The sequence below is a fragment of the Flavobacterium collinsii genome, assembly GCF_946903285.1.
Classification (GTDB): domain Bacteria; phylum Bacteroidota; class Bacteroidia; order Flavobacteriales; family Flavobacteriaceae; genus Flavobacterium; species Flavobacterium collinsii.
Map to the genome: position 1 here is coordinate 2,957,422 of NZ_OX336425.1, position 21,394 is coordinate 2,978,815.

The 21,394-nt window shown below is 34.5% G+C and carries 19 protein-coding genes; 10 read left to right on the forward strand and 9 right to left on the reverse strand.

Annotation, left to right across the window (positions count from 1 at the left end; all coding sequences use genetic code 11):
- The first annotated feature begins 109 nt into the window (after positions 1–109).
- The 7 genes from OGZ34_RS12200 to OGZ34_RS12230 all read left to right on the forward strand — a co-directional run bounded on the left by OGZ34_RS12200 (position 110) and on the right by OGZ34_RS12230 (position 8,961).
- Positions 110–1,723 carry a CTP synthase gene (locus OGZ34_RS12200; protein WP_173966906.1) on the forward strand — a complete coding sequence of 538 codons (1,614 nt, stop codon included), beginning with the start codon at positions 110–112 and terminating at the stop codon, positions 1,721–1,723.
- 81 nt (positions 1,724–1,804) lie between these two features.
- Complete coding sequence (yidC, locus tag OGZ34_RS12205; protein ID WP_263360364.1) at positions 1,805–3,715, forward strand: membrane protein insertase YidC; 1,911 nt, start codon at positions 1,805–1,807, stop codon at positions 3,713–3,715.
- A 99-nt stretch (positions 3,716–3,814) separates the two neighbouring features.
- Positions 3,815–4,531 carry a toxin-antitoxin system YwqK family antitoxin gene (locus OGZ34_RS12210; protein WP_263360365.1) on the forward strand — a complete coding sequence of 239 codons (717 nt, stop codon included), beginning with the start codon at positions 3,815–3,817 and terminating at the stop codon, positions 4,529–4,531.
- 208 nt (positions 4,532–4,739) lie between these two features.
- Entirely contained in the window at positions 4,740–5,927 is a 1,188-nt protein-coding gene (gene mnmA / locus OGZ34_RS12215; protein ID WP_263360366.1) for a tRNA 2-thiouridine(34) synthase MnmA, read from the forward strand.
- A 43-nt stretch (positions 5,928–5,970) separates the two neighbouring features.
- Positions 5,971–7,572 (forward strand): S8 family serine peptidase, encoded by a 1,602-nt coding sequence (locus OGZ34_RS12220; protein WP_263360367.1) that lies wholly within the window; start codon positions 5,971–5,973, stop codon positions 7,570–7,572.
- A 12-nt stretch (positions 7,573–7,584) separates the two neighbouring features.
- Positions 7,585–8,529: an NAD(P)H-dependent flavin oxidoreductase gene (locus OGZ34_RS12225; protein ID WP_263360368.1), complete on the forward strand. Its 945-nt coding sequence runs from the start codon at positions 7,585–7,587 to the stop codon at positions 8,527–8,529.
- A 21-nt stretch (positions 8,530–8,550) separates the two neighbouring features.
- On the forward strand, positions 8,551–8,961 hold the full coding sequence (locus tag OGZ34_RS12230) for a hypothetical protein (RefSeq protein ID WP_263360369.1): 411 nt from the start codon (positions 8,551–8,553) through the stop codon (positions 8,959–8,961).
- 159 nt (positions 8,962–9,120) lie between these two features.
- Here OGZ34_RS12230 and OGZ34_RS12235 read toward each other — a convergent pair whose 3' ends face one another.
- On the reverse strand, positions 9,121–9,558 hold the full coding sequence (locus OGZ34_RS12235) for a DUF4268 domain-containing protein (protein WP_263360370.1): 438 nt from the start codon (positions 9,556–9,558) through the stop codon (positions 9,121–9,123).
- A 90-nt stretch (positions 9,559–9,648) separates the two neighbouring features.
- Between OGZ34_RS12235 and OGZ34_RS12240 the strand changes: the two genes are divergently transcribed.
- Complete coding sequence (locus tag OGZ34_RS12240) at positions 9,649–10,299, forward strand: NUDIX hydrolase (protein WP_263360371.1); 651 nt, start codon at positions 9,649–9,651, stop codon at positions 10,297–10,299.
- Between the two features lie 122 nt (positions 10,300–10,421).
- Positions 10,422–11,231 (forward strand): lysophospholipid acyltransferase family protein, encoded by an 810-nt coding sequence (locus OGZ34_RS12245; RefSeq protein WP_173966898.1) that lies wholly within the window; start codon positions 10,422–10,424, stop codon positions 11,229–11,231.
- Positions 11,232–11,323: 92 nt separating this feature from the next.
- On the opposite strand, the gene OGZ34_RS12250 is transcribed toward OGZ34_RS12245, so the two are convergent.
- From OGZ34_RS12250 to OGZ34_RS12260, 3 genes are all read right to left on the reverse strand, one after another.
- Complete coding sequence (locus tag OGZ34_RS12250) at positions 11,324–11,968, reverse strand: hypothetical protein (protein WP_263360372.1); 645 nt, start codon at positions 11,966–11,968, stop codon at positions 11,324–11,326.
- An 8-nt stretch (positions 11,969–11,976) separates the two neighbouring features.
- Entirely contained in the window at positions 11,977–12,471 is a 495-nt protein-coding gene (locus OGZ34_RS12255) for an RNA polymerase sigma factor (RefSeq protein WP_263360373.1), read from the reverse strand.
- 179 nt (positions 12,472–12,650) lie between these two features.
- Entirely contained in the window at positions 12,651–13,712 is a 1,062-nt protein-coding gene (locus tag OGZ34_RS12260) for a DUF3810 domain-containing protein (protein ID WP_263360374.1), read from the reverse strand.
- 176 nt (positions 13,713–13,888) lie between these two features.
- Between OGZ34_RS12260 and OGZ34_RS12265 the strand changes: the two genes are divergently transcribed.
- Positions 13,889–15,349: an aminoacyl-histidine dipeptidase gene (locus OGZ34_RS12265; RefSeq protein WP_263360375.1), complete on the forward strand. Its 1,461-nt coding sequence runs from the start codon at positions 13,889–13,891 to the stop codon at positions 15,347–15,349.
- A gap of 249 nt (positions 15,350–15,598) precedes the next feature.
- Here OGZ34_RS12265 and OGZ34_RS12270 read toward each other — a convergent pair whose 3' ends face one another.
- The 5 genes from OGZ34_RS12270 to OGZ34_RS12290 all read right to left on the reverse strand — a co-directional run bounded on the left by OGZ34_RS12270 (position 15,599) and on the right by OGZ34_RS12290 (position 21,030).
- Entirely contained in the window at positions 15,599–16,909 is a 1,311-nt protein-coding gene (locus OGZ34_RS12270) for a TIGR00341 family protein (protein ID WP_263360376.1), read from the reverse strand.
- A 189-nt stretch (positions 16,910–17,098) separates the two neighbouring features.
- On the reverse strand, positions 17,099–17,872 hold the full coding sequence (locus tag OGZ34_RS12275) for a carboxypeptidase-like regulatory domain-containing protein (protein ID WP_173966893.1): 774 nt from the start codon (positions 17,870–17,872) through the stop codon (positions 17,099–17,101).
- A gap of 207 nt (positions 17,873–18,079) precedes the next feature.
- The gene (locus OGZ34_RS12280; protein ID WP_173966892.1) at positions 18,080–19,993 is read right to left on the reverse strand and encodes a DEAD/DEAH box helicase; all 1,914 of its coding nucleotides are present in this window, start codon (positions 19,991–19,993) and stop codon (positions 18,080–18,082) included.
- A gap of 204 nt (positions 19,994–20,197) precedes the next feature.
- Entirely contained in the window at positions 20,198–20,776 is a 579-nt protein-coding gene (locus tag OGZ34_RS12285) for a non-canonical purine NTP diphosphatase (protein ID WP_263360377.1), read from the reverse strand.
- Complete coding sequence (locus OGZ34_RS12290) at positions 20,773–21,030, reverse strand: ribosomal maturation YjgA family protein (RefSeq protein WP_317853258.1); 258 nt, start codon at positions 21,028–21,030, stop codon at positions 20,773–20,775. Before OGZ34_RS12290 ends, OGZ34_RS12285 begins: the two co-directional genes overlap by 4 nt.
- Between the last annotated feature and the right edge of the window lie 364 nt (positions 21,031–21,394).

Sequence of the window (21,394 nt, forward strand, 5' to 3'; positions counted from 1 at the left end):
TTCTAATTAAAAATTTGCAAATTATCTCATTCTCTAATTGATAAATTATCTAATTAAATTTGTACTTTTGCCAAGTTTTTTACACAACTACAATACAAACAACAACAGAATGAATCAAACAAAATATATTTTTGTTACAGGCGGTGTGACTTCTTCATTAGGAAAAGGTATTATCGCAGCATCTTTAGCAAAATTGTTACAAGGAAGAGGATACCGTACAACTATTCAGAAATTTGATCCGTATATCAATGTGGATCCTGGTACGTTGAATCCATACGAGCACGGAGAATGTTATGTAACGGATGATGGTGCTGAAACAGATTTAGATTTAGGTCATTACGAGCGTTTTCTTAATGTTCCAACTTCTCAGGCGAATAACGTTACAACAGGAAGAGTTTATCTTTCGGTAATCGAAAAAGAAAGAAGAGGGGAGTTTTTAGGAAAAACAGTTCAGGTAGTTCCTCATATTACTAACGAAATCAAAGACAGAATGCAATTGTTGGGTAAATCCGGCGATTATGACATTGTAATTACTGAAATTGGTGGAACTGTTGGTGATATTGAATCGTTACCTTATATAGAATCTGTTCGTCAGTTAGTTTGGGAGTTGGGTGAAAATAACGGAATCGTTATTCATTTAACATTGGTTCCATATTTGGCTGCTGCGGGTGAGTTGAAAACAAAACCAACGCAACACTCCGTGAAAACGTTGATGGAAAGTGGTATCAAAGCAGATATTTTGGTTTGTAGAACCGAGCATGAATTGTCTCAGGAATTACGTCAAAAACTGGCTTTGTTTTGTAATGTTAAAAAAGAAGCGGTTATTCAGTCAATTGATGCTTCAACCATATATGAAGTTCCAAATTTAATGCTTGAAGAAGGATTAGATGTAGTAGCTTTGAAAAAATTAGATTTGCCTAAGAAAGCATTACCGGATCTTAAAAACTGGAATACTTTTTTACGCCGATTAAAAAATCCAAAACACACCGTAAATATTGGTTTGGTTGGGAAATATGTAGAAATGCAGGATTGTTACAAATCTATTTTAGAGGCGTTCATTCATGCAGGTGCTGCAAATGAAACCAAAGTAAATGTAATTTCGATACATTCAGAACACATTAATGCTGAAAATATCAAAGAAAAATTGGCAGGTCTGGATGGAGTTTTAGTTGCTCCGGGATTTGGAGAAAGAGGTATCGAAGGAAAAATCGAAGCCGTACGTTACGTACGTGAAAATAATATTCCGTTTTTTGGAATTTGTTTAGGAATGCAAATGTCTGTAATTGAATATTCAAGGAATATTTTAGGTTACAAAGAGGCAAACTCTACAGAAATGAACGACAAAACGCCTCATCCGGTAGTGAACTTGATGGAAGAGCAAAAAACAGTGACTGATAAAGGTGGAACAATGCGTTTAGGAGCCTGGAAATGTGATATCAAACCGGACACACTTGCGTATAGAATTTACGGACAAAAAACAATTTCTGAGCGTCACCGTCACCGTTACGAATACAATAATAAATATGCTGACGAACTGCAAAATGCAGGTTTAAAAGCTTCAGGGGTGAACCCGGATACAGGTTTAGTAGAAATTGTAGAACTTGAAAATCATCCATTTTTCATTGGTGTACAATACCATCCTGAATACAAGAGTACAGTAGCAAATCCACATCCGATTTTTGTAAACTTTGTGGCTGCTGCAGTGAATGCGCATAAAAAATAATAATTAATATTCTGAAAAGTGTAACTTTTGGGTTGATCTCATCACTAATACCTTTTTAACGAATAACTTTTTTAAACTATAATGGAAGAAAAAAAATTTGATCTTAATTCAATCATTGGTTTTGTATTGATATTTGGAATTTTGATTTGGATTATGTACCAAAATCAGCCTTCTGATAAAGAGATTGCTGCTGAAAAAGCAAAGAAAGAACTAGTTGCCAAACAAGAAGCACAAGCGAAAGCGGATAAAACTAAAACAGCTGTTTTACCGGTTGTTGCTGCAACTCCGGGAGATACAGTTCAGCTGGCGCAATTACAAAAAACATTAGGTGGTTTTGCTTATTCTGCTACACTTTCTTCTGCCAAAGAAGGTTTTACAACTATTGAAAACGAAAAGATTAAACTAAAAATCGCCAACAAAGGAGGATTTATAGTAGAAGCTACGTTAAAAGGATTTGAAAGATTTGAGAAAGATTCCAAAAAATTAGTTGAATTAATTAAAGACAATAATTCTAATCTAAACATTCAATTACAAACAACTGATAACAGAACTTTAAATTCTAAAGATCTTTATTTTGAGCCAGCGTTGACTAAAAACGGTGAAGATCAAATTTTGACTATGCGTTTGAAAGCGGGGGCTAATGAATTTTTGGAGTATAAATATGTATTGAAACCAAATGATTATTTAATTGGTTTTGATGTTCGTTCACAAGGTTTGAATAAGGTATTAAATTCTTCTAAACCATTAGATTTAGTTTGGGATTTAAAATCGTATAGAAATGAGAAAAGTATTGCTATCGAAAAACGTTATGCGCAGCTCGAATATGAATATGGAGACGAAAAATACAGTTCAGTAAGTGACGGTGTAGGAAAAGAGGATACTCCGGAAAAAGTGAGTTATGTAGCTTTTAAGCAACACTTTTTTGCGGCTATTTTAGCGACTGATAAACCATTTGAAAAATCTAAATTGCAATCTGATGCTTTGGTAAAAGATGAAAAAATAGATACTACTTTTGTTAAGCAATTTAAAGCAACAGTTCCTTTGGCTTTTTCTAATGGAGAATTAGATTATAAAATGAGCTTATATTTTGGACCGGCTGATTATAAAGTATTAAAATCATACGATAAAAACTTTGAAAAAATTATCCCATTAGGATGGGGGATTTTTGGATGGATTAATAAGCTTATCTTTATTCCATTATTCGGATTTTTAAGTTCAACGATTGGATTGTCATTAGGAATTGCGATTATCATCTTTACAATTATTATAAAATTGGCGATGTCGCCAATTACTTATAAGTCATTCCTTTCACAGGCTAAAATGAAAGTTTTACGTCCTGAGATTACAGAATTGGGAGAAAAATTCAAAAAAGACCCAATGAAGAAACAACAGGAAACCATGAAATTGTACAATAAAGCAGGAGTAAACCCAATGGCAGGATGTATTCCGGCATTGATTCAGCTTCCTTTTATGTATGCTTCATTCCAGTTCTTTCCTGCAGCTTTTGAATTAAGACAGAAAAGTTTCCTTTGGGCAGACGATTTATCTTCTTTTGATGCTGTTGTAAAATTACCATTCCATATTCCTTTGTACGGAGACCATATCAGTTTGTTCCCAATTTTGGCAGCAATTGCGATTTTCTTCTACATGAAAATGACATCTGGAGACCAGCAAATGGCAGCACCTCAACAAGAAGGTATGCCGGATATGGCAAAAATGATGAAAATCATGATTTATGTGTCGCCATTAATGATGTTAATTTTCTTCAATAGCTATGGTGCCGGATTGAGTTTGTATAACTTTATTTCGAACTTAATTACCATTGGAATTATGTACGTAATTAAAAATTACATTGTTGATAGTGATAAAATTCACGCTCAGATTCAGGAAAATAAATTAAAAGAGCCTAAAAAGCAAAGTAAGTTTCAACAACGTCTTCAGGAAGTAATGGAACAGCAGGAAGCTGCGAAAGCTCAGAAAAAAAATAAATAACAATAGTAAAAAAATCTCGATTCATCGGGATTTTTTTATACCTAAAATATACTTTATCAAAATCAGAATCGTTAAAGTTTAAAATTGAATATAAAAGATATGATTTGTAAAAAAATATTAGTCGGATTACTTTTTTTAAATACCGTTTTTGCGTTAGCGCAAGAGGTTAATAAATCAGATTCCAGTGGCAAAAAAGACGGGATTTGGAAAGGAACTTATGAAGTTTCTAAGCGACCTCGTTATGAAGGTACTTTTAATCACGGAAAAGAAACCGGTGTTTTTAAATTTTTTGATGATACCAAAAAAGGAGATGTTATCGCAACTCGTGATTTTACGACTAATGACGGAAGTTCCTATACCATTTTTTACGATCAGAACAAGAATAAAGTGAGTGAAGGAAAAGAAATCGGCAAATCGAGAGAAGGGGACTGGAAGTATTACCATAAAGCTTCAAAAGCCCTTATGACGCTTGAGAAATATAAAGACGGAAAACTGGAAGGAGTAAGAACAGTTTATTATCCGGATTCTAAAATAGCCGAAGAAATGAATTACAAAGATGGTCTGAAAGACGGTGTTTATAAAAAGTACGGGCAAAACGGAATTCTTTTGGAGCAAAGTACATTTAAGAATAATGAATACAATGGTGATGCTGTTTTTTACGATTCGGACGGTGTTGTAGCATCTAAAGGAAAGTTTCTAAGAGGAAAAAAGGCAGGAATGTGGCAATTCTACTTAAAAGGAAAACTGACTAAAGAAGTGAACATGAGTGATCCTAAAAGTAGTTATCAGGCAGATTCAAAACCAAAGACGGAGTAGGTCTGAGAATAAATGTATCCTTTGGGAAAATAGATTTTTTTAATGTGTGAAGTTAGATTTCTGGGTAGTCAATTTATTAGATCAGAAAGCTTGTAACAAAGGCAATAAGTTTTGTCTACAATGGCATTGCATAAACTAATTAAAACTTCAGTAATTATCAAAAATAGGGCTTATCTTTGCAGCCTTGTAAAAATATAAACGATTTAGAATGAAACGTGTAGTTGTTGGACTTTCCGGAGGAGTAGATTCAAGTGTTGCGGCTTATTTATTGCAGCAACAAGGATATGAAGTTATTGGTCTTTTTATGAAAAACTGGCACGATGATTCAGTTACGATTTCTAATGAATGCCCGTGGTTAGAAGATAGCAACGATGCATTATTAGTAGCCGAAAAATTGGGTATACCGTTTCAAACGGTCGATTTAAGCGAAGAATACAAAGAAAAAATCGTTGATTATATGTTCAACGAATACGAAAAAGGAAGAACTCCAAATCCTGACGTACTTTGTAATCGCGAAATTAAATTCGATGTTTTTATGAAAATCGCTCTAAGTCTTGGAGCCGATTATGTTGCGACCGGGCATTACTGCCAAAAAAGCGAAATTGAAGTGAATGGAAAAACGGTTTATCAATTGATTGCCGGAAATGATGTTAACAAAGATCAGTCGTATTTTTTATGCCAGTTGTCTCAGGAACAATTATCTAAAGCTTTGTTTCCAATTGGTGCATTGACAAAACCGGAAGTGCGCGAAATTGCTGCTGAAATGGAATTGGTTACTGCTGAGAAGAAAGATTCGCAAGGACTTTGTTTCATTGGGAAAGTACGTTTACCTGAATTTTTACAGCAAAAATTACAGCCTAAAGAAGGTCTTATTGTGCAGATTGACAAAAATGACCCAATTTATACTATTGAAAAACCAACAGGAATTTCTTTAGAAGAAGAACTAAAAATCGATTCTCAAAAACTGGATTACCTTCCAACAATGGGTAAAGTAATGGGCAAACATCAGGGGGCACATTATTTTACAAACGGACAAAGAAAAGGTCTAAATGTTGGTGGTACTACAGATCCCTTATTTGTAATTGCTACGGATGTTGAGACTAATACAATTTATACCGGTTTAACAAGCAATCATCCTGGTTTATTTAAAAAAGCATTGTTTGTTAGAAACTCTGAAGTACACTGGGTTCGCGAAGACTTGAAGTTGAATAATGGTGAAAAAATGGAAGTAATGGCAAGAATTCGTTACCGCCAGCCATTGCAGAAAGCAACTTTGCACCAGTTTGAAGATGGAATGTACGTTAGTTTTGAAGAACCTCAGTCTGCTATCACGGAAGGTCAGTTTGTTGCCTGGTATTTAGAAAATGAATTAGTTGGTTCGGGAGTAATTTCTTAGCTTTATACTTTTTTACGGAGGTTTCACCTTTAAAAAAGTAATCATGAAGCATTGTTTTGTGTTTTTATTATTGATTTTATCTTCTGCGATGTTTTCGCAGGAAGATGCATGGGTGTATTTTAAAAATAAACCAAATGCGCAAGCGTCTTTAGATGCTCCTCTTTCAATTTTGACACAACGTGCTTTAGATCGAAGGGCCAATCAAAATATTGTGTTAGATGTTACCGATGCACCTGTAGAGGATTCTTATATCAGTCAGATTAGATCTAGTACAGGAATAACTGTAATGGCAAAATCAAAATGGTTGAACGCACTTCATATTCGGGGAACTCAGTCTGATATTTCGGCACTTAAATTATTGTCATTTGTAGATAAAGTGATTTTTGCCAATAAAAATTTAAATACCACTTCTAAAAAAGTTACTGAAAGTAAGATATCTCAAGTAAAAGACAAACTTAAATCAGCTACTGATTATGCCTACGGTTCTTCGGCAGGTCAGATAGAAATGTTAAACGGACAAGTTTTACATCAACAGAATAAAACAGGTTCAGGAAAAGTAATTGCGGTTTTAGATGCCGGTTTTCCGGGTGTTAATACAGCTTTACCTTTTAAGAAGCTGATTGACAACAATCAGATTTTAGGAGGATATGATTTCGTTAATAAAAATGTCAATTTCTATTCAGGAGACAGCCACGGAACAATGGTGCTCTCGACGATGGGTGGTTATAAAGAAAACGCCTTAGTGGGTACGGCTCCCGATGCTTCGTATTATTTGTTTATTACAGAATATGACCCTACTGAAAATCCCGTTGAAGAATCGTATTGGGTAGAAGCAGCAGAAGAAGCGGATCGTGTAGGGGCTGATATTATAACAACTTCTCTGGGGTATTTTGAATTTGATAATGCCAATTATAGTCATACTTATAGCGATATGAATGGCACGACCAATTTTATCTCCCGTGGTGCTGAACTGGCTTTTAGTAAAGGAATAATTGTTGTGGCCTCAGCAGGAAATGAAGGGGCTACCTCAGAGCCTCATATTGGCGGACCGGCAGATGCTGTTTCGGTAATTACTGTTGGTGCTGTAACAGCTTCAAAAGTAAAATCTAGTTTTAGTTCGATTGGTCCAAGTTCTGACGGAAGGATTAAACCGGAAGTTATGGCGCAGGGAACCGCTGCTATTGTGTCGGATACTGCAGGAAATATTACAACTATAAATGGTACTTCATTTTCCTGTCCGATTATGGCGGGGATGATCGCTTGTTTGTGGCAGGCTTTTCCATCAAAAACAAATAAAGAGATTCGGCAAATGATTTTGCAGTCTTCAGATCGATATGCAGCGCCCAATAATAATTACGGCTATGGAATTCCTAATTTTGGAGCCACCTTAGGAGTAGAAAATTTCCAGTCATTAGATGCTGTTTTTTCTGTATTTCCAAATCCTACCCAGACAACAGTTTCCTTTTTGTTTGAAAACAATACCGCTTTTGTTTCCATTTACTCTGTTTTAGGACAAAAGCTGATCGAAAAACAAATTACCAATCAAAATCCAATTCTTTCTGTTGAAGCATTAAAAAGCGGACTCTATTTTTATACTTTTGAGGCAGATGGTCTCCATAAAACAGGAAAGATAATCAAACAATAATTACATTTTTGAATGAACAGAATTACAAAACTTTTTAATATTAAATATCCAATTATTCAGGGAGGAATGATTTGGAATAGTGGTTATAAATTAGCAGCTGCAGTAAGTAATGCAGGAGGTTTAGGATTAATTGGAGCGGGTTCTATGTACCCCGAAGTATTACGCCAACATATTCAGAAGTGCCAGCAAGCAACAAGCAAACCTTTTGGAGTTAATATTCCGATGTTATATCCCAATATTGAAGAAATTATGAATATTGTGGTTGAAGAAGGCGTGAAAATCGTTTTTACTTCCGCCGGAAATCCAAAAACATGGACTTCTTTTTTAAAAGAAAAAGGAATCACAGTAGTGCACGTAGTAAGTAGTAGTGTTTTTGCCTTGAAAGCGCAAGAGGCCGGAGTTGATGCTATTGTAGCGGAAGGATTTGAGGCAGGAGGGCACAATGGACGTGATGAAACGACTACCCTAACTTTAATACCAATGGTTAAAGAGAAAATTCAGATCCCAGTTATTGCTGCCGGAGGAATTGCGACGGGTAGGGGAATGTTGGCTACCATGATTTTGGGCGCCGATGGTGTTCAGGTGGGAAGTCGTTTTGCTGCTTCAGTAGAGTCTTCGGCACATGATAATTTCAAAGAAACTATTGTTAAAGTTAAAGAAGGGGATACACAATTGACACTGAAAGAACTGGCTCCGGTTCGATTGGTAAAGAACAAATTCTATCAGGATGTTCAGGAATTATATGAAAAATGTCCTTCAAAAGAAGATTTAGTACAGCTCTTAGGAAGAGCGAGAGCTAAAAAAGGAATGTTTGAAGGAGATCTTGAAGAAGGTGAACTTGAAATTGGTCAAATCGCGGGATTAATTGATGAAATTTTACCGGTAGAGCAAATTATTCAACAAATGATGTCCGATTTTGAAGCTGCCTGCAAGGAAAAGGCTAAATTTGAATTCTAAATTACCCGCAAGAAATACAATATGAATTCTATACGCACTTTTATACTTTTACTTTTTTTCGGACTTGGTTTACAGCAAACTTATAGTCAGTCTTATCAATTTAAAACTTCAGGTTTTAGTGTTCTGGAAAAAAATGAAAAAGGGAAATGGGGAGAATGGTCTAATCTTGATTTGGTCAATTTGTCTGTAATTCTGGACACCAATAAACACAGAATTGTTGTTTATTCACAGGAAATTCAGCTTTTTAGTATTTTAGATTATATCGAACGCGAAGAAAATGATACCGATATTGTGTATTCTTTTATGTGTAAAGACAATGATGGTGTAGCTTGCAAGCTATCAATCATCACCCGAAAAAAACAAGATTTCCGTAAACAGCTTTATATTAACTACGACGACCGTATTATTGTGTATAATATTTTTAGTGTCTGAGGTTCTGAGTTACAAAGCTACAAAGGTGTAAAGATGTATTGCTTTGTTTGATTAGTAGTGTGAAATGAGCAAAAAAATCCTGAATTATCAAATTCAGGATTTTTTATTTTCAGATCCAGTATCTTAGAATCTCTGTACCTTTGCATCTAAACCTCTTTTTTAAGACTCAATATCTTTAATAAACTCGTCGTACTCCAGATAAAACATCTCAAGAGCATGCATGTTTTCATTGAAGAAATCAAAAATGGCGTCCCAGTTGTTTCGGTTGCTAAAACCAACTCCGGATTTTTCGATCCATATTCGGCTTATAGTTTTGCCACTTTCAAGCGTGTAGTTTTTTTCGAAAACCAAATCTTTAATGAATTCTTCTTCCAGAATATTTTTCAACGCTTCAATTTTTTCAAAATAGGCATTTCGTTTTTCATCACTTCGGTGTTCAACATCAATTAAAACCTGTGCTTTTTTATTATCAACATAAAATTTAAAAGAGAAATCTTTAATTTTGGTATCATAAAGGACCCATTTGCGAGGGTATTTTTCGGCGAATGCTACCCAGAATTCTCTTTTTATCTTTTGTGATTCTTCTTTACTGTACATTTTTAGGACTTGATTTTAGAAAACTTGTAGAACCGCGTTTTCTGGACTATATTTATATTTTATTTAAAAGTACAAAAATAAACTTTGCTTATGGATTTTCAAGATTTTTTGCAATATGTTCCTGATTTAATTCCAGTAGTACTACCGGCGGAGTCAGCACATATCAAAATGGCTCCAAAAGAACGCCTCGAAGCCTTAAAGAATCTTGATTTAAAGAATAAAAATCCGCGTATTGCAGCGGTCATGATGTTGTTTTATCCCAAAAAAGGGAAAACTCATCTGGTACTAATCGTCCGAAATGCTTATAATGGAGTTCATTCGTCGCAAATTGCATTCCCTGGTGGGAAATATGAAACAACTGATGCTGATTATGAAGAGACGGCCTTACGGGAAACCCACGAAGAAGTAGGTGTTGCACCTGAAAAAATAAGGGTAATCAAGCAGTTTACTCCTATGTACATTCCGCCAAGTAACTTTTTAGTGCATCCTTTTTTGGGAATTTCTAAAGAAGAGCTTTTGTTTTATCCGGATATAAGGGAAGTAGCTGATGTGATAGAATTACCGCTTTCGGTTTTTCTCAACGACGAAATTGTTATCGAAGTCACATTATCAACTTCTTATGCCAATAATGCTTTAGTTCCGGCATTTAATATTCAAAATCATATTGTTTGGGGGGCGACAGCTATGATATTGAGTGAATTGAGAGATGTTTTAAAAATAACTTTTGACAACAAAGCATAAAAGAAAAAATAACAATTTGATATTCATGATTATAACAGTTTTTGCTGAAATTGTTTTATGGTATCGCTAAAAGAATAATTTTTGTATGTTTGCGTCCTAACAAAAAAAAACACTTGACAGCTATGGGATTGTTTAAACGAAATCCTTTTGGACATATATTATTCATCAAGAAATGGTTGATCCGTATTTTGGGCGCCATGACTCACCGAAGATATAGAGGTTTTAATGAATTGCAGATTGAAGGATCTGAGATCATTAAGACATTGCCAGATACAAATGTTTTGTTTATATCAAATCACCAGACCTATTTTGCTGATGTTGTAGCCATGTTTCATGTGTTTAACGCAAGTTTAAGCGGACGTCAGGATACGATTAAGAATATTGGTTATTTATGGCAGCCGAAGATGAATATTTATTATGTTGCTGCCAAAGAAACTATGCAAGCCGGTTTATTGCCAAGAATCCTGGCCTATGTTGGAGCTATTACTGTTGAGAGAACCTGGCGTGCAAAAGGTGTCGATGTTACAGAAAAACGTGATGTTAATCCAAATGATACTGAAAATATCAGAATTGCACTTGAAGACGGCTGGGTAATTACCTTTCCGCAAGGAACAACCAAATCGTTCAAGCCTGTTCGTAAAGGAACAGCACATATCATAAAACAGCACAAACCTATTGTAATTCCTATCGTTATAGACGGTTTCCGTCGTTCATTTGATAAAAAGGGATTGAGAATGAAGAAGAAAGGAATCTTACAATCTTTTATCATCAAAGAACCTCTTGATATTGATTATGAAAACGATACCATTGAAGAAATCGTTGAAAAAGTAGAATATGCAATTGAGCAGCATCCTTCTTTTTTAAAAGTTATTCCAGCTGAAGAAATTAAAGTAGAGGAAGAACTTAATAAAATGAGAAGATGGGATTATTAGGGATTTTAGATTTCTGATTTTAGATTGTTTTTTTGTTTCAGGTTTCAAGTTTCAAAATAAGCTTAGCGACTAGTTTCTTTGAGTCTTAGTACTCAACGCCTCTCATCAAAATCAATTTTCTTTAACTCTTTATAATTGGTATACAACCTGCGTAATAAAGTTCCGTAAAGCAATCTATAGATGCCCCAGAACATTCCAAAAAGTACTACGGTAAGTAATACCATCGCACCGATTGAAAACAGCATCGCTTTTCCGTTTAATGCTAGTTTTTCTCTAATAAGCGCCATATCAGGATTGTAAACATATCCGATGAAAAAGCTTAGTATAGATGAAACCACAAGCATGCCTAAATTATACCAAACGTAATATTGAACCGTTTTTCGGGTTTTTAATATACTGCTCATTAATAATTTGGTAGAAACCGTAGTGGTGATGGTTTTGTAGTTTTTATAGAAAAAGTAAATAAAAACAAAAATCACGACATAATTAAAATACATCAAAATGTCCATAAATAGTATGATCTCAGGATGATTCATTTTCTTTAGATCAGCGTCTACATTAGAAAAGTAATTTGACAGTGTCCAAAACAGAACCTCTAAAATGCTAATAATTAAAATCCACTTCACGATCGAAGATGATTTTTTGTGGATCATTTTGTAGATTTCCTTTTCCGATATTTGTTCAAAAGAATCCGAGTTCTTTTGCCAGTCTTTTTTTAATAAATCCAGTTCTTTCATAATAATTTTTAAGGATTTAGTATTTTTTTAAGTTTCCCTTTAATTCTATTCATTTTCACACGAGCATTCACTTCGCTGATTCCTAAGGTTTCTGCTATTTCTTGATAATCTGTGTCTTCTAAATACATAAAAACTAATGCTTTTTCGATGTCATTAAGTTGGTAAACGGCTTTGTACATCAATTTAATTTGTTCTTCTTCTTCATAATTGTAATCTACATCTTTTATAAAATGCTGATGACTTTCATATTCTACGGTTGATACGGTTCGTTTAGTTTTTCGGTATAAGGTAATAGCAGTATTTAAGGCAACACGATACGTCCAGGTCGAAAATTTGCTGTCGCCTCTAAATTTTGGATACGCTTTCCAGAGCTGAATGGTAATTTCCTGAAACAAATCTTTGTGAGCGTCTTCACCGGCAGTATATAACCTACATATTTTGTGGATTATATTCTGATTTGCCTGCAATTGCGCAACAAATGATTGTTCTAGATTTTCGCTCATAAATTTATTAGTAGTACTGAAAGCTATTTTGTTACAGCTTACAATTATTTTTTCTACAAAAGCTTATTGAAATTAAAATAAATTCTTCTTTTTGAATCTGAAATTATAACTCTATAAATGTTACATTTTAATTATAAGCTCCAAAGTAAACTCTTTTTAATAAGCTGTGGCAATAAAAATTATAACTCTTTGGTTTTGTAATAATTCACCATTAAATCTACAAATTTACTATAACCCTCCAAACCATCTTTTTGATGGTTTATCTTTAAAAAGTTGTCATAAAAAATATGAAAGCCTTTATCGATAAAAGTATCATATTGTTTCCAGAAATCCTGACTTTCCTGATAATTTTTTAAAATACCAGGGTGTGTTTGTTTTTTTAATTGTTTGAAAATAGTTTCATTTTTGATCTGCCAGATTCCTAAACAATACCTTAGCGCAAAGCTGTAACCAGAATATTGGTAATATAAATTATCATTTTTGACAGAAGCCAGTACACCAATAAAATTACATTCACTCTCGCTTGCATAACCCATTTGATGTGCCATTTCATGACAAGTCGTTACGGGGAAATTATACATAGGCAATAGATCATTTACTTGTGCTTCATTGGTGAACGGATTTAAATAACCGCCAAAACCCATGTAAGTCAACGGTAGGCTAAAGAGCGATTTTTTAACGCTGGGGATTTCATATTTGAAGTAAGGATATTCTTTTGAAAGATTTTCGTATCCGTTTAAATTCATTTTGAAAGCCTCATTTTGAGAGTAAGGGAAGACAATCTTTGAATTATTGTTTTTAGTAATCTGAAATTGGATTTCGTTAGTTTTTATAATTAGCTTTTTTGTAAAAGACAGCAATTCAGCATCGGTATATTCTTTGTGGATCTTCATTTTTTCAAAAAGAGGTTCTCTATAGTAGTTCAATGCCCAAAGTAAGTGGAAGAAAAAGTAAAATATAGAGAGAACACTTAAAGCTTTTAAAAGATGGTCTTTCCATTGGAGTTTCCATGTTTTGCGGGTTTTCCAAATCCATCTGATCAAAAATAAAATCAAGACAGAATAGATGATGTCTCCGGTAGAAAATGGTATTTTGCCCAAGAGTATTCTTGACAAGTGGGATATTTTTAAATACAATCCATTACTGTAAACGCGCTCGATGAATTCCGGAAAGTAGGGGAGAATCTTTAAAAGGATAATCTGGACAAGGAGAAATAGAGGTAAGATGTATTTTTTTTTCACAATTTTAAATTTGGATACGTAAATATAAATACAATATTAGAACTAAAAAAGAAGCGTTTTGCGGAATTTGTTTTTTGCGAATGGGATTAGTGCTAATTCGTGAAATTTTTGACAAAAAAAGCATTTAAACTTTGTAACTTTGGAACTCTTAATTGTTAAACTACAAACAAAATATAATGAGTCAGGAAATAAGAAATCTGGAACCAAAGGCACTATGGAATAAGTTTGCCGATTTAAATGCCGTTCCACGTCCGTCAAAGAAAGAAGAGCGTGTAATTGAATTTATGAAAAACTTTGGAAACAGCTTAGGTTTAGAAACTTTTGAAGACGAAATTCGAAATGTAATCATCAGAAAACCGGCAACTCCGGGAATGGAAAACCGTAAGGCAATTGTAATGCAGGGACATCTTGATATGGTGCACCAAAAAAATGCCGATACTGTTTTTGATTTCGATACACAAGGAATTGATATGTATGTGGATGGTGACTGGGTTCGTGCGCGTGGTACGACGCTTGGTGCTGATAACGGATTGGGAGTAGCAACAATTATGGCGATTTTGGAGAGTAAAGATATTCCGCATCCGGCAATCGAAGCTTTATTTACAATTGATGAAGAAACGGGAATGACCGGGGCTTTAAATCTTAAAGGAGGCATTCTGCAAGGACAGATTCTTTTAAATTTAGATACAGAAGAAGATGACGAAATTGATATTGGTTGCGCTGGTGGAATTGACGTAACGGCTACAAGATCCTATAATGAAGAAGAGGTTCCGGAAGGATCAGTTGGTCATATTATTACTGTAAAAGGGCTTAATGGAGGTCACTCGGGAATGGATATTCATAAAGGATTAGGTAATGCTAATAAGATTATGAACCGTTTGTTATTTGATGCTTTTGAAAACTTCGGTTTGCAGGTAGTGGAGATTAATGGTGGAAGTTTGAGAAATGCAATTCCCAGAGAAAGTGTCGCTAAAGTAATTATTTCTGAAATGTTTGATGAGGCCTATATTTTTGATATGCAGGAAATTATCAATGATATTAAGGCTGAGTATAAAACCACTGAACCGAACTTATCTATTGAAATCGTAAAATGTGATTTACCGGAGAAAGTAATGGATTTAGGAGTTCAGGAAGGTATTATACGTGCAATTTATGCGGCTCACAATGGTGTTTACAGAATGAGTGCTGATATGGATGATTTAGTAGAAACATCAAATAATATTGCTAGAGTAATTGTAAAAGATGGCGAAATAACAGTTGGTTGTTTAACACGTTCTTCTGTTGAAACTTCAAAGTTTGATTTGGCTAATGCTTTACGTTCTGCTTTCGAGTTAGTAGGTTGTGAAGTAGAACTTTCTGGTTCTTATCCGGGTTGGACTCCAAACGTAAATTCTGAAATCTTAGATACCTTGGTTGGGATCTACGAAAAGCAAAATAACGAAAAACCAAAAGTAGTAGCTTGTCATGCAGGTTTAGAGTGTGGAATTTTAGGAACAAATTATCCGGATATGGATATGATTTCTTTTGGGCCAACAATCCACGGTGCGCATTCTCCTGACGAGAGAGCAAGTATTTCATCAGCACAGAAGTACTGGAAATTTGTATTGGAAATCCTTTCGAATATTCCGGTTAAATAATATTAGTATTCAGTCGCAGTCTCAGTATTCAGTTTTAAAGAACTGTAGACTGAGACTGTAAACTGTGACTAAAAATTAATCTCTCTTAGGAGCGTTTTTCTTTTCTCTCTTTTCTTCTTTTTTCTCTTTAGCCGTTTTTAACGGTTCTTTTTTTGCTGTTTTCTTAGCATCCTGACCTTTTGACATAATTTTTTACTTTAGTTATTTGATTGATATATTGATAAATGTAAGAACTATTTTTATTACTTATTAATTATTTTGCTGATATACTTCAACAGAGTCTTTGGTAAGTCTTTCTTTTAGCCACAATTTCATTTTTTGCTTGGTCTCTGAATCAACTTTTTTCTTACTTTGAAAAAGGACTACAGGGATTATTTTTGATTTATTGGGTTCTTCCTGAACATTGTAATTTCCAATTTTTAAAGAACTAATTGCAGGAAAAAGTATTTTAGCTTCGTTATTGATCTGAGCAGTGTTAAATTGATATTGCTCTAATTGACTTCGGAGATTGTTGATTAAGATGTCTTTTTGGTCGACTACACTTTGATTGTTGTTGATTTGATTCATAATGTCTTTTCTTAAATTAACAGTGTCTTGTCTGATAATTAATTTAGTATTGGGCAAATCGTAACCAGTCAGTTTTTTATTAAGGTTGATAATTTCATTGTCATCAAATTTTTTGGCTAAAAAAGCCAGTTCAATTCTTCTGGGGTTAGTATTGTATTTGATTTTCTTATAAATAATAGGGTAGTCTTTATCTAGGAATTCTTTTTGTATAAAAATTTCAGTTCGGGAAGTGTAGCTTTTTTGGATATATAATTGATAGGCAAAATAGATACTCGGTACAATTAATAGTGAAATGAGTAGTGTAATGCCGTATTTGACTCTCTTTTGCTGTTGCAAATCCAGTTGCTTTGTAATGGGATAGTTTAAGAATTTTACAATCACAAAAGTTGCAATGCAGATAAATACACAGTTGATCGTATAAAGATAAAGCGCGCCAAAAAAGTAAGTGTAATTTCCAAGTGCAAGTCCATAACCGGCTGTACAAAGGGGTGGCATAAGGGCAGTTGCAATCGCTACACCCGGAATCGGATTTCCTTTTTCGACTCTGGTAACGGCAATTACACCTACTAAACCACCAAAAAAGGCGATTAGAATGTCGTAAATATTAGGAGAAGTTCTGGCTAATAACTCAGATTGTGCTTCTTTGAATGGGCTAATATAAAAATAAATAGCCGAGGTGGTTAAACTCACAACTGTTGCAATCAACAGGTTTTTCATTGATTTTTTCAGAAGCTCAAAATCATACATTCCTAAACCAAAACCAGCACCCACAATAGGGCCCATTAAAGGCGAAATAAGCATGGCGCCTATAATTACGGCTGTAGAGTTTACATTTAAGCCTACAGAAGCGATAATAATGGCGCAGGCAAGAATCCAGATGTTGGATCCTCTAAATGATACTGCACTGGTTATGTTTTCGATTACCGATTTTTTATTTTCTTCTCCTTTTTGAAGGTCAATAAAATTTAGGATTTTTTGAGTAATATCTGTCATGGTATTGGTTGTATTGTTTTTTTGGAAACGGAATTCTCAAGAGTAGTAAGATATCTAATTTACTCAAAAAAACAATCAAAACCTTCAATTTTTGAAGAAAGTGTATTAAATAAAGATTAAGTTATAAGCTTGTAGAATAAAAAAATCCTCAATTTTTAAAATTGAGGATTTTGAGTTAAGAGTAGTTTTTTAATTCCTTTTGAGTACTTTATATTGTTCGTAACATCCGCTAATAGCATCCATAATCTGTAAATCATTTGCGGTTTGTATAAAGGAGTCTGAATAGTTGCAGCGTTGCAGGATTTCAGGGATTTCGTCTTTACTGACACCTAAAAGTACGGAGACTGTTTCACGATCGTATTTTGATTCTAACAGATTGCGAACGGTATCATCCTTTCGCATTTCTTTCAGTTTCTTGAGTTCTTTTCCGTTTTTTCCAAAGAAATTGTAAAGCATATCGGCGGGATTAAAAATAGAGCCCAGTACTTTTCCAAAAGCATTTGGGGAGTATTCGCCTGCTTCGTAACCTTGTGTTAGGCCTGAAATACTGTAACGATAATTTTCTTTAGTTGGAATTAATTTCGAATCTACTTCAAGGTAGCCGGTTAGTTTAAAAGGAGTAATGATTACTTCTTCCAGTGCAATTGCTTTTTCGGTAAGTTGTATGCGGGTTACTTTGTTTTTAATCCAGTCATTGGTTACTCTGATTCTTAGAGATTGAAAACCTAAAATCGAGAAGTGAATGGTGTCATTAAGCTGAACATCAATTTCAAAATACCCTTTGGCATCAGACTTTGCGCCACGTACTTTGTTTGTATTGATGATGTTTACGTTAGGAAGAGGTTGTTTGGTATTGTCGTTGATTACATAACCTGAAACTCTTTGTGGTGCTGTAGACTCGGCGTCTTGTGCGAAACCAACGGCTGATAATAGTGTAAAAAAGAAAACTGCGAAATATTTCATATCCTGATTTAAAGCACTAAAAGTAGTAAATCAGGATTAAATATTTCGCAGTCTTGGAATATAATTATAAGAAAATTAACAATGCAAAAAAGGATTGCTTTTAGTGTTTAACTAAAAAGAGGTAAGGAGAAGGATTCTCGGTATAAAAAAATCCCAAATTCCAATTATGATTGGAATTTGGGATTTATATTTTAAGAAATTAAATTATTAATCTCTTCTTGGTCTTCTTGGTCTTGGTGAATCACCAAAGCTTTCAGAACGTCTTGGTGCTCTGTCTGAGCTACCTTCGTTTCTTGGAGCTGAGCTTCTAAAACCACCTTCTCTTCTTGGAGCAGATGAATTTCTGTCGCTTCTGAAACCACCTTCTCTAGGAGCAGAGTTTCTGTCGCTTCTGAATCCACCACCTGAACCTTCACGTCTTGGAGCAAAGCTTCCTTCTCTTCTTGGTCCGCCAGAGCTACGTCCACCACCACTGCGTCCGTTATGGTCACGTCTTCCACCACCATCATTTTTCGAAATTTCAACATTAATACGACGTCCTTCTAATTGTACATTGTTTAATACTTCCATTACTTTATCAGTATGCTCAGGATCTGTGTTAAAGAAAGAGAAACCTTCTTTTACATCTACCTTGAAAACGTCATCACGACCTAAGTCTAATGTTTCTTTCAAGTAATCTTTAAGAGACATCCAGTCGAAATTATCTCTTGAACCGATGTTTACAAAATAACGAACTGCTCCGTTGTTGTTGAATTCTCTTGGTTCAGAATCGTTTCTTTCACGTCTTTCTCCTGAAGATTGAGAAGAAATATCTCTGTTCTTTTTGTAGTAAGCAATGAAACGGTTAAATTCTACTGAAACCATTTTCTTAATCAATTCTTCTTTAGATAAACCTTCAAGAACATTGTTGATTGCTGGTAAATAGTTGTCAATTTCGTGATCAACTTCAGTATCTTTAATTTTGTTTGCTAAGTGCAACAATTGAATTTCGCAGATTTCGATTCCAGATGGGATAGATTTTTCTTCGAATTTTTGTTTGATGATTCTCTCGATAGAAGAAATTTTACGCAACTCACTTTTTGTAACAATTACAATAGAAGTTCCTAATTTTCCTGCTCTACCAGTACGACCTGAACGGTGGTTATAGGTTTCGATTTCATCTGGCAATTGGTAGTTTACAACGTGTGTTACGTTATCAACGTCAATACCACGTGCAGCAACGTCAGTAGCAACAAGCATCTGGATTTGTCTTCCACGGAAAGATTTCATTACACCATCACGTTGCGCCTGAGATAAATCTCCGTGCAATGCAGCAGCGCTGTATCCATCTTCAATTAATTTTTCGGCTACAGCCTGAGTATCTCTTTTAGTACGACAGAAAACCACAGAGAAAATATCCGGGTTTGCATCGGCTAAACGTTTTAAGGCTTCGTAACGGTCACGTGCATTTACTAAATAAAATTCGTGAGAAACCGTTGCTGAACCTGAATTTTTAGTTCCAACTGTAATTTCTACAGGTTCGCTCATAAATTGTTTTGCAATTCTGGCAACCTCTTGTGGCATAGTTGCAGAGAACAACCATGTGCTTTTTTCATCTGGAGTATCTGATAAGATCGCGCAGATATCGTCATAAAATCCCATGTTTAACATTTCGTCAGCCTCATCAAGTACACAGTAATCTATGTTTTTAATGTTAACCAATCCTCTGTTAATCATGTCTTGCATTCTCCCTGGAGTAGCCACAATAATTTGTGCTCCTCTTTTTATTTCCCTGGCTTGCTCTGTAATACTAGCCCCGCCGTAAACTGCTACAACATTAATACCTTTCTCGTATTTTGCGTAGTTTTTAAGTTCGTTGGTAATCTGTAAACAAAGTTCTCGTGTTGGCGATAAAACTAATGCCTGTGTATTTCTGTTGTCAGCATCAATCTTTTGAATTAGCGGAAAACCGAAAGCTGCCGTTTTCCCTGTCCCTGTCTGAGCCAACGCAACCATATCTGTGTCTTTTTCCAATAATAGGGGAATCGCCTTTTCCTGTACCTCTGACGGATTTTCAAATCCTAGATCTAAAATCGCCTTCAGTAACGATTCATTCAATCCTAATTGTTCAAATTTATTCATATGTGTATTTAAAATAGGGTGCAAAATTACTGTTAATTATTCAGATAAACTAATGCTCTTTTAAGAATTATGTATTTGTTATGATTTGATTATCAAAAAGTTATGTTTAGTGTAAAATCATTTTTATCGAAAATTGAAGAATTCTCTAAAAAAAAACGTCACGAAATATCAATTTTGTACTCTAAAATGTTGTATTTTAAACAATTATTTGGTTGAATTCAGAAAATCAATTAGTTGCTGGGTTGCTTTTCCACGATGCCCTATTTTATTTTTGGTTTCCAATGGTAATTCGGCAAATGTTTGTGTATAATTTTCAGGCTGAAAAATAGGATCGTATCCAAAACCCTGATCTCCGGTTTTTTTCAAAGTGATATTCCCTTTTACGATTCCGGTAAACAAATGTTGTTCTCCTTTTAAGTTTAAGGCAATAACGGTCTTGAACTGGGCGCTGCGGTCTGACTTATCTTTTAAGGCATCTAAAAGCTTATTCATATTGTCATCGGCATTGCGCTGTTTGCCTGCATATCGGGCCGAATATACACCGGGTTCGCCATTTAATGCGGTAACTTCCAGACCTGAATCGTCTGCAAAACAATCGTATCCGTATTTTTCTGTTACGTAATTGGCCTTCAAAATTGCATTTCCTTCAATCGTATCTGCCGTTTCTTCTATTTCTTCAAAACAGCCAATATCTGAAAGACTTAATAATTGTATAGATCCTTTAAGAATACTCTGAATTTCCTTGATTTTATTTGAATTGTTTGATGCGAAAACGAGTTTCATAAATATTTAGGTTTAAGGTGATTTTTTTCAATACTAAAGATAGTGATAATACCAAAAGTATAAGCAACAAGATCGGTCCATATAAATTCTTGTCCGAGAACATATCTTCCAAAAAGAGTTTTTCTAAGTTCAATCATCCAGTTTCCCTGATAAAGTTGAAGAAATTCTATACTGTAACAAATAGCTAAAGATATGACCATAATTTGGGATGCTTTTTTGTAAATAAACACCATTCGAATTAAAAGATAGATCATTACAGCATAAAGAAAATCACCAAGCCATAGCGGAATTTGAGGGATTTTTCTTGAAAAGAGGCCTAGAAAGATGACTCCTATTAGGAAAATGAAATAATAAATGCGGCTATTTTTCAATTGTAATTTTAATTGTAGATGTTAGTATCTATCTATATTAGGTAAACAAAAGTACAAATATTCGGATGGGTTCTACTTATTTTATACATTTATCGATTATATAAAGGTCTTTTAAAAAAGAGTTGTATGAGTGTTGTGTGAAATCTAAAAAGAGGACCGTTTCACTTTCAGAACAGTATCAAAGCGGCTTTATGAATTCGGCTTTTCTGCTTCATTCCACCGGTCACAAACAAGGTGGGAGTGAAAT